Consider the following 13138-nt stretch of genomic DNA (forward strand, 5'->3'; position numbering starts at 1 on the left):
TAAGGGTAGTTACGAGAATCTTCTCGTGTGACTTATTCATATAAATCCTATTATATGAAAAGAACTCCCTTATTTTTCCCATTGGGATTAGCCCTCGTTGCGATGTCTTTTGCTGGATGCCAAAAAGACGAAGTGGCTCTTCAACCATTGACATCAACGAAAACCGCTGCCATAGCAGGTAATGTTAACCTGGCCGCGGTAACCCTCAACGGTTGGATGAATCAATTATCAGACAACCTTTCTGTATCTGCCCTTTCCATTCCTGGTACACACGATTCCGGCGCTCGTTTTGAGCCCATCGGAGGTACCGCCAAATGCCAGAACCTGACGATTGCAGAGCAGTTGAATGCAGGCGTACGATTCCTGGATATCCGGTGTCGCCACATCGACAATGCCTTTGCTATTCATCATGGTTCTATTTATCAAAACATGAACTTCGATGATGTATTGAATGCAGTGATCGGCTTTCTGAATAGTAATCCCGGTGAAACGGTGATCATGAGTGTAAAAGAAGAGTACGACGCTTCTAATACCACTCGTTCTTTCGAAGCTACATTCGATACCTATGTACAGAAAAACCCTTCTAAATGGTATCTCGGGGCAACTATCCCAACCCTTGGCCAAGTAAGAGGACAGATTGTATTATTGAGAAGATTTGGAGCTACTGCTACCCCTAAAGGCATTGCAGCTACCAGTTGGGCCGATAATACCACGTTCTCTATCAATAACCCTGGGGCCAATTTGCGCATACAGGACCAGTACCAGGTGCCAGACAACAATGTGAAATGGACCAATCTGACCAACCTATTTACAGAAGCACAAAATGGCGATCAAAGCACACTCTATGTGAATTTTGCCAGTGGCTACAAACCATTGATCTTTGGTATTCCCAGCATTACTTCTGTGTCAGACAACATCAATCCAAAACTGGATAATTACTTCGGTACGAGTACCCATGCCCGTTATGGGGTGATTCCTATGGATTTTGTTACGGCAGACAGAGCTACAAAAGTCCTGAGTACCAATTTCTAAGCCTTTCTTACCCTTTATGATGCTTAGTGTAGAGATTATATATCGGGAGACACGTGTCTCCCGATTTATAATCTTTTACTTTATACTACCAAAAGTGACCAGTGGTTATAAATCCTACGGAACTATTTCTATATTTAGTCCCTTAAATTACAAGAACAGTGAAATTACTTAAAACCGCACTGGTAGCCTGCGCAGCATTTATTAGTCAATCGGCCGCAGCACAACAACTTACTGCCTGGGACTCTTTGGCACTGACACCACCGATGGGGTGGAACAGTTGGAACTTCTTTGAAGGAAAGGTCAGTGAAAAAGTAATCATGGACATGGCGGATGCCATGGTAGCCAATGGTATGAAGGCCGCTGGATATCAATACCTGGTGATTGATGATTATTGGGTAGGAGGGCGCGATAGACAAAATAAGTTATTCCCTGATACGGAGCGTTTCCCGCATGGAATGAAGTATTTGGCGGATTATGTGCATAGTAAAGGATTAAAAATTGGTATTTATTCAGACGCGGCCACACTCACCTGCGGAGGCGTTACCGGGAGCTATGGTTTTGAAGAACTGGATGCTAAAACCTTTGCCAGTTGGGGAATAGATTATTTGAAATATGATTACTGTAATGCGCCAGAAGATGTAGCCACGGCTTTCAGTCGCTATCATAAAATGGGAGACGCTTTAAAGAATAGTGGCCGACCAATTGTTTATGCCATCTGCGAATGGGGACCACGTAAGCCCTGGTTATGGGCCAAAGCGGCAGGCGGCCACTTGTGGAGAACTACCTGGGATAGTCGGGATGTATGGGAATCAAAGAATAAAGACCTTACTGGTATCATGGATATATTCAATCAACAGGAAAGTCTGGCGAATTATGCAGGTCCGGGTGGATGGAATGATCCTGATCTGTTGATGGTCGGACTCTATGGTAAAGGCTCCTCCTCATCTGTGAACGGCCGATTTAAAGGCTGTACTTTCACGGAATACAGAACCCATTTTGCCTTGTGGTGCATGCTAGACGCCCCTTTGATGCTCAACTTAGACCTTACAAAAATGGATGCCGCCAATCTGCAATTATTGACCAACAAACACCTGATCGGTATCAACCAAGACGAATTAGGCAAACAGGCCACTACTATCCTGCGTAGAGGAGACCTGCAAGTATTGTCAAAACCGCTTAAAAATGGGGCTATTGCCGTTTGTGTTTTCAATAGATCAGATAAACCTACCACGGTGAAACTAAATCTGAAAAAGGAACTGAATGTATGGCAACCAGTTACTGCTTTTGACGTGTGGAAGGAAAAAAACTATCCCAAGGCAGCGGTATTGGAAAGTAACCTCGATGGGCATGACTGCGCAGTGTATATCCTGACGAAGGCAGAATAGATAGTTATCAAGTAGGAGAATACTGGGAAATGATGCCCATTACGATGCTTGTACTAAAAGAATATAATAATTTAACTGCCCCATGCGCATCCCGCCAGTGGAACGCATGGGGCATAATATTCATCCACATCGAAGGTTGATGTCTAAGTGTACACACTAGCCCAATTGATATACCGCCACTTCTTTCCCGTTTGTTTTCAGCATTAAGCCCGTACCAACGTCATAACTGTCAATTTTGATGTTGGTATCATGCAATAATACTTCGCCTGACATAGAAATAACCACTATGCCTAATTCCGGGCCATAAATAATAAATGCCTCCAATTTAGGATCATACCTCATTTCAGTTGGCACGATGTTGATATCCTTAACGGCTATACGTTTTTTAAGTTGCACACCGTTATCAGCTACAGCAAATAATTGTATTTCATAATGGTCTGCTGCATATTCCTGCTTTTCGTCTTCATCCTTATCCAGTTCTTCGGTATAAGGATGGCAGGTAACAGCAATGGTATTGTTATCGACCCAACACATCGCACGATCGCTATGATCCATTATTGGCAGGTGTATTTCCCTGATCCTGTTGTTTTGGATGAATTCCTCCACATTGTAGATATTGTAACATCCAAAGGAGCCCCATACCCATCCATTACTTAGAAAGTATTTCCCATCCGGAGATACAGACAATCCGCCATAAAAATAATCATACGGACGAGGCCATGGGAGCTTATTGCTATCTTCATGTGTTTTGTAGAATTCCAGGTGATTTTCTTCTGCACCTTCCGTAATCAACGATTTTGCAGCCGTTAATATCTGACGGGTTTGCAGGTTCATTATCTGTACATGATTCCAGGCCTGACTGTAAATGATATGCGGTATGCCCTGCGGATCTTTGAATAAGGCAATTGGGTAGGTGGTGATATCGGCATGATAATCCTCCCGGTATAATTGTAGCGCATTATAGTGGCCAGGATAGTGAATAAATCCGTGGGTTTTGTAATCATTTACCACTACAATTATCTCATCCAGTGTGTATATGCTAGAAGTCTCATTTGGGTTAAATCTACCATTGTTATAGTGCGAATGGCATGGAAATGTAAAGGAAGACAGCCAGCACTCATTCTTGTAATCAAACCTGCCACCCGCACCGTTCTTTAAAAGAAATACAAGATCTGTATTATTCGCAATACATGCCGCAGCAATATCCTCATCACTATGGATGGTGTTATTATAAACGGAAATTATTTTCATAGGTGTTGACTTATTAATTTCAAATATAATTACGTTTTTTATTTTTTGTTGGAACAAGTTGGAGCCCGCTACAGTACTGGATATGATAGGAAACGAACAATTCCGGCATGGTGTATGTTTCTCACTTGAAAATGTATTATTCACGCGCAGTAAATATATTTTTTATGAGTACACATACTGTAAAGGAGACAAAGAAATCCACAGAGGTTTCTGTAGGCGAATTTCTCGGAATTATGTTCTCATTCAACAGCAGTCTGAAGCTTTTGCATTGGGATGTACAGGGGAAAGGAAGCTATGCTGCACACATATCATTAGATCAGGCTATCCATGATATGCTGAAAATCACAGATCGCTTGGTGGAAACTACCATTGCCGCTCAAGGGGAAATGGAAATCAGCATTCCAGAAACCAGACGGCCTAAAGACATGATACCTTACATAGAAGGCTTCTACACCGTAGTGGATGCTAAACGCGACCTCTTCCACGATCAATTTAGTCAATCCATTATCGATGATTACCAAGAAGCGATCAAGCAGTTGTTATTCCGACTGAAACGCTTGCAATAAAAGCTATTCAAACCCCTGAGCCTGCCCTGGAATACTGCATTTCAGGGCAGTCTGCTTTATATGTCAGTTGGTAGGCAAGTTGGCCTCCCTGATAATCTGTATGGTCTTCTCTTTTACACCTCTGGTAGCTGTTGCATACTGCATGATGGACAGCCCTTTATCATTACGTAATGCGCTCAGTTTACGTTTATGCGTTTTTAAAAAAGGGGCCAACAAGTATATTTCATTTCTTCTCACCAGGTCAAAAATAATGTCGGGGATATCTTGGATCATCATGGCCGTTAGCCAGTGAGGCCCTTGCGAAAAGTAAGTTTTGAAGGTTTTGCGCCCAGAAGGCGTGCCGGAAAAATTATTGATCATGATCTTTAAGGAAGCGGGATCTAGGTATTTTTTCCATGATTGGAGGAAAGGCTGCAACAATTCGTGTTCATATGGAAAAAACAAGTTGATCCATTTTGCTTTCTCTTGACCCAGCCCGCTGGCAAAAGAAGCGATATCCCACCACCAGCGCTCGCGGCTCCAGTCGTTATAAGGTATGAATCCCAAACTCACCATCGCCATGTTCACCTTATCGTGAAGCGGGGCTACAGCAGCGTAATTGCCATACCCGCTAGTGTGCAAATAGATAAATAGACCATAAGGATCAAAGTGGGTGTACTTTGTCGCAGTGGCTTCCGGCCCTTCAATCAGCCAGAAAAAGATCTTATAGCACGCTAGGTAATGCGCTTGTGTATTGATAGCCGAATCCATTAATCCCCAAGCAAGAAAGACGATAATTAGCTCCAAACTGTGACTGCCACCATTGCCAACATATGCCAATTGATGATAGATATCCGCATCCGCGATAATAGTGAGGCGAATGATCTCCAGTACGAAGGGTAGATCGTCCAAGTTTTTAACCGCAGGAATGTCTTGTACTAGTTTTGCCAGGTTGTAACCGTCTAGTTCTGGTTTATCCAGTGTGCTGGCGGAGGCGCCCTGTTGATACAATTGCTGCAACCGTTCGAGGAGTAGGCGGAGATCTGGTTTATCTTTATAGGCAAAATACCGCACGATTTCGTTCTCAAAAATGTGGACTACCTTGCTGTCTAAATCCGCTTTGGTGGCGGTATCTAGTGTAATTCTGACGGCTGCCCAGGCCGCTTTTTCTTTTTCGAGGTTTTTTCGTTCTCTCTCCAGTTCCTGTTTGGCCTGGATGAGTGTGGATATGGAAATAGTATTCGTCATGGATGGAAATAAATCTTTGCCTTTGTTCACCAAAGTGGGTTAATCCTGATAAATTCGGTTAAAAGTAGGTATAAATCAAAGGTTGACAAAATAACGGAAATAGATTTTTTAAATTATTACTCTTTCATAAACCTAGCCATGTGTTGTTGTAGTGCTGGTCCGCTCCAGCGGCCATCTACAGGCATTCGCCGAATGGTATACAGGTTGTTTTCGCCGGCGCCACTCATTTGAAATGCAGCCTTATACCCGCTGCTCTTCAGATGTATCACCATAGAATCATTCCATTCTCCAAATGGATAGGCAAAATACAAAACAGGACGTCCTGTAATTTTTTCCAATTGCTGTTTGGGTCCATCTAATTGTTTTTTCCAGTCCATTACTCCGGTGGGGCGTAAATAGGGGTGATCCCAGGTATGGGAGGCAACCACATTCCCTCTGTCAGAGAGTGACTTCAATTGCGCAGCGGTCATGTAGTGCGGCTTGCCTATTGTTACCGTCATGATAAAGAAGACGCCTCTGAATCCATAAAGATGAAGGAGTGAATCGGCAATAGAGAAATGTTCTTCATGCGAATCATCAAAAGTAACCATGAAGGTTTTGGGAGACACGTGTCTCCCGGAAGTCAGATATTTCACTAATTCATCCGGCAGGATGGTGTGGTATCCACTGTCTGCCAGTGATTTCAGTTGTGCATTTAATTGCTGTCTGCTGATATGAAGACCATTGCTCTTGCCTGTATTCTCCATGGATATGTTATGATAACAGAGAATAGGAATCGCGTTTTGAGCATGAATGATTGCTGCATAGCTTAAGAGCAGCAATAGTAGCATCTTTTTCATCTGCACTCTAATTTTACTGATACTGAATGTAGACGGGCTGCGGGTATAAAGCCAAGACTTCTGCCGGTTCCATCATATGATCGCCATATTCAATATCATTTTTATAAAACAATTTAAATCCTGTGAATTGTACGGGTTCTCCTTCAATCCAGTATTTGTAGGAAGCTTTCTTTTTAGCTACACTTCCAAATCCATCCATGTTCATCACTACTTGCACCGTAGGTTGTAGTTGTATGTTTTTATAATTTGTTACCATGCCCTGCGTGAAACGATGTACTACCAGTATTTTAGGCGGAAGATTATACTGCGCTACTATTGAGGCCAACCAGGAAATAGCATAGTTGATATCTTCCGCATCAAAAGTGCCTATGGTGGTGCAGGGGGGCTTTCTGTTTTTCATGGAGTACTCTGGGTCGATGCCCAAATGTACGTTGGGGTGTGCTAGGTATTTTTCCAATAATGGCAGTTCATCTTGTAAAAAACTGAGTCCAGGTTGCACGTCCAGGAAAACGATCGCATTGATAGAATCTGCCAACTGTAATACTTTTTTAATTTCACTTTCAGGCATGCGCATTCTGTATTTCCCATCTTTGCCAGGACTGGATTGTGCCGTAACGGCGATATAATGTAGTGCAGGAATGACCGGCATAGTAGAGTCGGCGAGGGCCCATTTCTCCTTTTCTGCTGCCAGTTGTTGCAGCATACTATCCGTTGGTTTTTTCCCCAGAATGCCCATTTGCGTGGTATAGAGATTACCATAAAATGCAACAATTCTATGCTCGGGGAGTAGCGATCCCGGCAAGGGATTTTCCGTCTTTACTGGCCACTTTTCAGAAGGGGTTTCATGTACTAAATGCTGCAGGGAAGCATGATAGCTGGAAGTGTCAATGGTAGTAGCGGTATCTCTTTTTACACCGTTAGCAACCGGCGTTGGTACTGTATCCTGGTGTTCCACTATACTGGGTTGTTGCTTATTGTTTGGGGAACGAAGGAAGAGTGTCTTAACAATGGTGTAAGTCACAATAAAAATGATACATACAATAATTACTCTCCAAATTATTCTTGACCTGTTCATTTTAAGTGTTCATTATTTTACTTGGTCTTTTTGCCAGCCTCTTGCTGTGCTTCTGCCTTGCATATATTGGCGATACCTTTTAGGATAGCGTCTGGATTAAAGGAAATACTATCAATGCCTTTTGAAACGAGGAAGGCGGCATAATCAGGGATGTCGCTGGGGGCTTGTCCGCAGAAACCAATGCGAACGCCGGCTTTTTTAGCGGCATCGATCATCATGGCTACCATTGTCCTAGCAGCGGGATCTTCCTCATTAAAACTCTCTGATAATATGCCGGAATCTCTGTCTACTCCCAAGGTGAGTTGTGTTAGGTCATTGGAACCGATAGAGAACCCATCAAAGAGGGTAGCAAACTTGGACGCTTCTATTACATTAGACGGAATTTCAGCCATCACATACACTTCTAGGCCCTGCTGACCACGTGTCAACCCAAAACTTTCCATCACTTCCAGTACTTTACGCCCTTCTATTACAGAACGACAGAAAGGTATCATCACCTTTATGTTGGTAAGCCCCATTTCTTCTCGTACTACTTTTATCGCAGCACACTCTAGCCCAAATCCTTCCTTATATGCGGAATGGTAGTAACGAGAAGCGCCACGAAAACCTAACATGGGGTTTTCTTCTTCCGGCTCGAATTCCTTACCACCTAACAGTTGAGCATACTCGTTGGTTTTGAAATCACTCATCCGAACGATCACCTCTTTGGGATAGAAGGCTGCTGCAATGGTGGCGAGTCCTTGTGACAGCTTATCTATAAAGTATTTTCGTTTATCCTTATACAACGAAGTAATATCGGAGATAGTACTTTTAATAGATTTATCTTTAATCTCATCATAATGCACAAGTGCCATGGGGTGGATTTGAACGGCATGCGTAACTATAAATTCCATTCTAAGTAATCCTATGCCGTTATTAGGATAAAAAGATAATTGAAATGCGGTATCAGGATCACTTATAATCAGGTTTACGTCCGTATGCTGCGGTAAATCGACCGTAGTGAGGTCTAGATCCGCTGCTTCAAATTTTAAGGCCCCATCATACACATTTCCTACTTTCCCTTCGCAACAGGAAACCGTAATCATAGCGCCATCTTTTATTTTAGTAGTAGCATTCTCGGTACCTACAATAGCTGGTACCCCCAACTCTCTGGCCACAATAGAAGCATGGCTGGTTCTGCCGCCACTATTCGTAATGATGCCGGCAACATTTTTTAGAATAGGGTCCCAGTCGGGGCTCGTGATAGCGGTAACCACAATTTCTCCTGGGTGTAATTTGTGGGCTTCTTTAGGAGATTGCAGTATCCGGGCAATGCCTGTTGCTACTTTTTCTCCGATGGCTTCTCCTGTTACCAGTACATTTCCTTTCTCAGAGAGGGTGTAGATTTTTTCCTTGATATGACGGGAGTGGATGGTTTCCGGTCTGGCTTGAAGAATAAATAATTCTTTTGAGACGCCATCTTTGGCCCATTCAATATCCATTGGACATTTATAGTGTTGTTCAATCAACAGTGCCCAGTTTGCAAGCTGCATTATTTCATGATCTTCCAAGATGAAGCGTTGTTGATCGGCGATTGGAGTATCTGTATTTACAGTGGTGGCGCCTTTTTTTGAAGCATTGGCAAAGCGGAGTGTTTTGGCTTTGCTACCTAGTTTACGTTGAATGATGGCTTGTTTCCCTTCCAGTAATGTGGGCTTGAAGATATAAAACTCATCAGGAACAACCGCTCCTTGAACTATATTTTCTCCCAGGCCCCAGATGCCGGAGATAAGAATAATATCCCGAAAGCCGGATTCTGGTTCCAGTGTAAAACCTACTCCGGAGCAGGCGTTATCTGTTCGAACCATTAACTGTATACCAACAGACAAAGCCACCTGGTTATGATCGAATCCATTATCTTCTCGATATTTAATAGCTCTGTCTGTATACAACGAGGCAAAGCATTTTTGCACTGCCGACAACAGTTGTGCTATTCCGTGAATATTCAAATAGGATTCATGTTGGCCGGCAAAGCTGGCTTCTGGCATATCTTCCGCGGTTGCGCTACTTCTAACAGCCACTGCAACTGGTTTTCCATTGCCTAATTGCAGGTATTCCCTTTCGATGTCTGTTTTTAAGTCTTCTGGCAATGAAGCCTCCAGTAATAGTTTACGAGCAGCAGTACCGGTTGTCTCCAAATTGGTATATTCCTTACGGTCGAGTTGTTGCATTAACGCCACAAGTGGTTCCCTAATTTGATTACTGTCTAGATAGTTCCAGAACGCTACTGCAGTGGTGGCAAACCCGGCAGGAACTTTTATGCCTTTACTGGATAAGATCGAAAACATCTCACCTAATGAAGCATTTTTTCCGCCTACTATTGCTGTGTCTGATGAGCGTATATCTGCAAATAGTTTGACATTGTTCTTCATGATGCTAGCATTTAGCTGCTTATCGATAAAGTTTGTTTCTGGAAGATTTTCCCGCATCATTCAGGCCATTTAATGTGGTATTTCCTGCATCAGCAACTGTCTTCCAGGAGGAGCCGGACTGTTGAAGGATTTGAACATGCAATCCAAATATGTGGTTGAAATCCCTTTCTACTTCTTCAATGGTTCGATTGGGGCTTATATCCAGCCAACCGAATCTGCTACGCATGGTGATTTTCTCTATCAAGGTTTCTGGTGATATATCTTCGGTGTCAGGTGTAAACTGTTTTTTTAAATGCGGTTTTAGTAAAAACTGCAATTTGAGGAAGGGATAATATTTTTGAAATTTATCCTGAATGTCCCCAACAATGGCTTCTTCGCTAATGTAGAGTTGCATATAAGATAATTTTAGCTATTACAAGTTTAAGATTGTTAATTGCCATTTAAAATGAGTACTATCATTGCTTAGTATGATGGTCGTCATATACTATTAATGAAGATTGACGGAAATTGTTATTCATAATTTTCAGATATGTCTTCATCAAATGGAAATCATCGGCCATCCACTATTGTGGATGATTTACCCGGTCATGAAGAGAAATATTTTTTAGAAGGTCCCAGAGCTAGAGCGAAGGAATTTTCCTTTTCTATCAGGGTCTTAATTGAATTCATCCGGGGCTTTAGAATTTTACATTTTGCAGGACCATGCATCGCTGTATTTGGATCAGCAAGGATAGCGCCAGGAACTGATTATTATGAGATGGGTAGAAAAATAGGAGCTGAAATTGCTCACCTTGGTTTTGCTGTAATGACAGGGGGAGGTCCTGGATTAATGGAAGCAGCGAACAGAGGAGCAAAAGAAGCAGGAGGGAAATCGGTGGGATGTAATATCGGCTTACCCATAGAACAGCACATCAACAATTTCCTGGACATGAAATTTACCTGCAAATATTTCTTTGTAAGGAAAGTACTAATGTTTAAGTATTCCTATGGGTTTATCATTTTACCGGGGGGGATTGGCACCCTAGACGAATTTTCAGAAGCCCTTACACTCATACAAACCCATAAAATTCTCAACTTCCCATTAGTGCTCATGAATAAAGGATACTGGGAACCGTTGATGCCATTATTTCATCAAATGCTGGAACATTGCATGATAGCGCCAGATGATCTCCAATATATACTATTAACAGATTCCGTAGAAGAAGCAATGAACCATTTGAAAAAATTTGCGATACCAAAGTACTATGCACAAAGGAAGAAAGAATTTCATCGTATGTTATTATTTGGAGAATAGCGCTTGATGGGTTACATCACTAGCACTGCTGCTCCAGTCAGTTGCCCAGTGCGGAGGGCAGTCAATGCTTCGTTGGCCTGCGCTAATGAGAAATAGTGCACGGTCGTAGTCACGGGTACTTTGGGTGCAATTTCAAATAAGCGTTTGCCATCTTCGCGGGTTAGATTGGCCACTGATCTGATCATACGTTCTTGCCAGAGTGATTCATATGTGAAACCTGGTATATCGCTCATATGTATGCCTCCGCAAATAACAGCACCACCTTTGTCCAGGTGAGAGAGCGCTATGGGAACGAGGGAGCCATCGGGCGCGAATATGATGGCTGCATCTAGTTTTATCGGCGGCGCTTCGAGGGAACTGCCTGCCCAGACCGCCCCTATGTCCATCGCAAACATTTCTCCTTTTCCATCCTGGGGTCTTGTAAATGCATAAATGGATTTAAACTGGTATTTGGCAATCTGTGTGATGATATGTGCGGCCGCTCCAAATCCATATATCCCAATGTTAATGGCATGCTCAGGGAGCAGATGTAAGCATCTATAACCAATTAGTCCTGCACAGAGCAAAGGCGCTCCGCCAGAATTCGCATAAATAGGAGGTATGGCGATACAGAAATCTTCCCAGGCAAGGATATATTCCGCATACCCACCATTCACCGTGTATCCTGTGAATAAGGCATGCTCACAGAGGTTTTCCTGTCCTTGTGAACAAAATTTGCAATGTCCGCAAGTATGTGCCAGCCAAGGAATGCCTACAATATCGCCGGTTTGGATTTTCTTAACGCTTGTTCCTGTAAGTACTACTTCACCTATGACTTCATGACCAGGAATCAATGGTAATACGGGAGATGTTAGCTCACCATCCAGTATGTGTAAATCAGTTCTACAAATACCGCAGGCGATCACTTTTATCAATACCTGCTCTGTTCCAGGAACAGGCGTAGGCACTGTTTTAAGTACCAATGGTGTCTGCGGGCGCTCCATCACCATTGCTTGCATTGTATCGGGGATTTCCGCTGCTTGCATTGTTAAATAGATTTGTGCTATTATAACATCTATTTACAATAAACGGTTTTGGAATAATGTGTAGGATCAGTTTGATAGCGCTTAGTTATGTACCACCATCTGCCTGAACAGCTTGTAATCGCCATCTGTCTCTTTTTTCCAGATATTGATACTTTGGGCATTTACGTCTGCTGCTGGGCCTTGTATTTGGTAGTATCCATTCACAATAACATAAGCTCCCAAGTCTAATAGGCTGGCTATTGTAATGGTTAATTTATCGTGTTTTACTGCGGGATTTTCTTGTGCAGTATAATACCTATTGATAGCTTCCCGACCGCGTACCATATCCTGGTAGTAAGGCATATAAATGGCGTCGGTGGTGTAAAGGTCTGCCATTGCGGCGCCGTTGCCGGTCATTGCATGTTGTTCAAATTGGTAGTTTTTTTCGTGTAGTCGTTCGAGTAACTTCCTATTTGATGGGGTGGAAATCCCTCGTTGCGGGATACTGATCTTTGGTAATACTGTAGGTGAAATATCAGCAATAGCGCCCTGTATCTGTGCTACCAGCAATGGATGATCCGGTTTGGATATATCCCAGACATGGAGGTATTTTGTATGGTATTGGAAAGGAGGCTTTCTGCGGTACAATAGGGTAGCATGCGCATATCCGATCTCCACCAAGTAACCATTCAAGACTTGGACATCTTTTATTTCATGACTGCAATTGCTCACTAATACGGAGTCTAGCCAGGACCTTACATAGATCTCAATATTTGTTTTCCCATATGCGGCGTCGTTATATTCCGGCATTAACACGGCTTTATTACCGTAATAACGCATGATATTGGGAACATCTCTGGTAGCCCAGGCATTATCTAATTCCTCTTCGATCTTATTCAATAAGGAAAAATAAACTGTGTCATTTTGGGCACAGACAATGGCGGTATGAAGTAATAGTCCTATCGTTAATACGAAGTATCGCATAGGAGCGGTTTTTACGGTCGCGAATACGCGGGTCTGAAAGCAAATTAAAGTAAAACTAAATAACCCGCTA

At 42.8% G+C, this 13138-nt stretch carries 12 protein-coding genes; 4 read left to right on the forward strand and 8 right to left on the reverse strand.

All coding sequences use genetic code 11. The features are described 5' to 3' along the window. Window positions 1-54: 54 nt before the first annotated feature. Both JO154_RS13115 and JO154_RS13120 read left to right on the forward strand, forming a co-directional pair. On the forward strand, window positions 55-1032 hold the full coding sequence (locus tag JO154_RS13115; RefSeq protein ID WP_291946133.1) for a phosphatidylinositol-specific phospholipase C: 978 nt from the start codon (window positions 55-57) through the stop codon (window positions 1030-1032). A gap of 158 nt (window positions 1033-1190) precedes the next feature. Then, window positions 1191-2417, forward strand: coding sequence for a glycoside hydrolase family 27 protein (locus JO154_RS13120; RefSeq protein WP_291946135.1), 1227 nt, complete (start codon window positions 1191-1193; stop codon window positions 2415-2417). A 156-nt stretch (window positions 2418-2573) separates the two neighbouring features. Here the strand turns inward: JO154_RS13120 and JO154_RS13125 are convergent, their stop codons facing one another. After that, window positions 2574-3668, reverse strand: a complete 1095-nt coding sequence (locus tag JO154_RS13125; RefSeq protein WP_291946137.1) for a hypothetical protein — start codon at window positions 3666-3668, stop codon at window positions 2574-2576. Between the two features lie 164 nt (window positions 3669-3832). Between JO154_RS13125 and JO154_RS13130 the strand changes: the two genes are divergently transcribed. Next, window positions 3833-4234: a DUF5856 family protein gene (locus JO154_RS13130; RefSeq protein WP_291946139.1), complete on the forward strand. Its 402-nt coding sequence runs from the start codon at window positions 3833-3835 to the stop codon at window positions 4232-4234. A gap of 63 nt (window positions 4235-4297) precedes the next feature. Here the strand turns inward: JO154_RS13130 and JO154_RS13135 are convergent, their stop codons facing one another. From JO154_RS13135 to JO154_RS13155, 5 genes are all read right to left on the reverse strand, one after another. Continuing rightward, a complete protein-coding gene (locus JO154_RS13135; protein ID WP_291946140.1) occupies window positions 4298-5461 on the reverse strand; it encodes a hypothetical protein in 1164 nt (387 codons plus the stop codon). Between the two features lie 116 nt (window positions 5462-5577). Then, window positions 5578-6300 (reverse strand): polysaccharide deacetylase family protein, encoded by a 723-nt coding sequence (locus JO154_RS13140; protein WP_291946142.1) that lies wholly within the window; start codon window positions 6298-6300, stop codon window positions 5578-5580. Between the two features lie 13 nt (window positions 6301-6313). Further along, window positions 6314-7375, reverse strand: a complete 1062-nt coding sequence (locus tag JO154_RS13145; protein ID WP_291946145.1) for a hypothetical protein — start codon at window positions 7373-7375, stop codon at window positions 6314-6316. A gap of 17 nt (window positions 7376-7392) precedes the next feature. Then, the gene (gene ppsA / locus JO154_RS13150; protein ID WP_291946147.1) at window positions 7393-9786 is read right to left on the reverse strand and encodes a phosphoenolpyruvate synthase; all 2394 of its coding nucleotides are present in this window, start codon (window positions 9784-9786) and stop codon (window positions 7393-7395) included. A 19-nt stretch (window positions 9787-9805) separates the two neighbouring features. Continuing rightward, complete coding sequence (locus JO154_RS13155) at window positions 9806-10180, reverse strand: hypothetical protein (RefSeq protein WP_291946149.1); 375 nt, start codon at window positions 10178-10180, stop codon at window positions 9806-9808. Window positions 10181-10354: 174 nt separating this feature from the next. Here JO154_RS13155 and JO154_RS13160 point away from each other — a divergent pair, with 174 nt between their 5' ends. After that, entirely contained in the window at window positions 10355-11080 is a 726-nt protein-coding gene (locus JO154_RS13160; protein ID WP_291946151.1) for a TIGR00730 family Rossman fold protein, read from the forward strand. Between the two features lie 11 nt (window positions 11081-11091). Here the strand turns inward: JO154_RS13160 and JO154_RS13165 are convergent, their stop codons facing one another. Next, on the reverse strand, window positions 11092-12105 hold the full coding sequence (locus JO154_RS13165; protein WP_291946153.1) for a zinc-dependent alcohol dehydrogenase family protein: 1014 nt from the start codon (window positions 12103-12105) through the stop codon (window positions 11092-11094). An 81-nt stretch (window positions 12106-12186) separates the two neighbouring features. After that, window positions 12187-13068 (reverse strand): DUF4440 domain-containing protein, encoded by an 882-nt coding sequence (locus tag JO154_RS13170; protein ID WP_291946155.1) that lies wholly within the window; start codon window positions 13066-13068, stop codon window positions 12187-12189. Between the last annotated feature and the right edge of the window lie 70 nt (window positions 13069-13138).

Source organism: Chitinophaga sp. (assembly GCF_019236475.1).
Lineage (GTDB): Bacteria > Bacteroidota > Bacteroidia > Chitinophagales > Chitinophagaceae > Chitinophaga.

Excerpts from the sequence above, each read along its gene's own strand:
- JO154_RS13115 (WP_291946133.1), top strand. The coding sequence starts at position 55 with ATGAAAAGAACTCCCTTATTTTTCCCATTGGGATTAGCCCTCGTTGCG.
- JO154_RS13125 (WP_291946137.1), bottom strand. The coding sequence starts at position 3,668 with ATGAAAATAATTTCCGTTTATAATAACACCATCCATAGTGATGAGGAT.
- JO154_RS13130 (WP_291946139.1), top strand. The coding sequence starts at position 3,833 with ATGAGTACACATACTGTAAAGGAGACAAAGAAATCCACAGAGGTTTCT.
- JO154_RS13135 (WP_291946140.1), bottom strand. The coding sequence starts at position 5,461 with ATGACGAATACTATTTCCATATCCACACTCATCCAGGCCAAACAGGAA.
- JO154_RS13140 (WP_291946142.1), bottom strand. The coding sequence starts at position 6,300 with ATGAAAAAGATGCTACTATTGCTGCTCTTAAGCTATGCAGCAATCATT.
- JO154_RS13145 (WP_291946145.1), bottom strand. The coding sequence starts at position 7,375 with ATGAACAGGTCAAGAATAATTTGGAGAGTAATTATTGTATGTATCATT.
- ppsA (WP_291946147.1), bottom strand. The coding sequence starts at position 9,786 with ATGAAGAACAATGTCAAACTATTTGCAGATATACGCTCATCAGACACA.
- JO154_RS13155 (WP_291946149.1), bottom strand. The coding sequence starts at position 10,180 with ATGCAACTCTACATTAGCGAAGAAGCCATTGTTGGGGACATTCAGGAT.
- JO154_RS13165 (WP_291946153.1), bottom strand. The coding sequence starts at position 12,105 with ATGCAAGCAGCGGAAATCCCCGATACAATGCAAGCAATGGTGATGGAG.
- JO154_RS13170 (WP_291946155.1), bottom strand. The coding sequence starts at position 13,068 with ATGCGATACTTCGTATTAACGATAGGACTATTACTTCATACCGCCATT.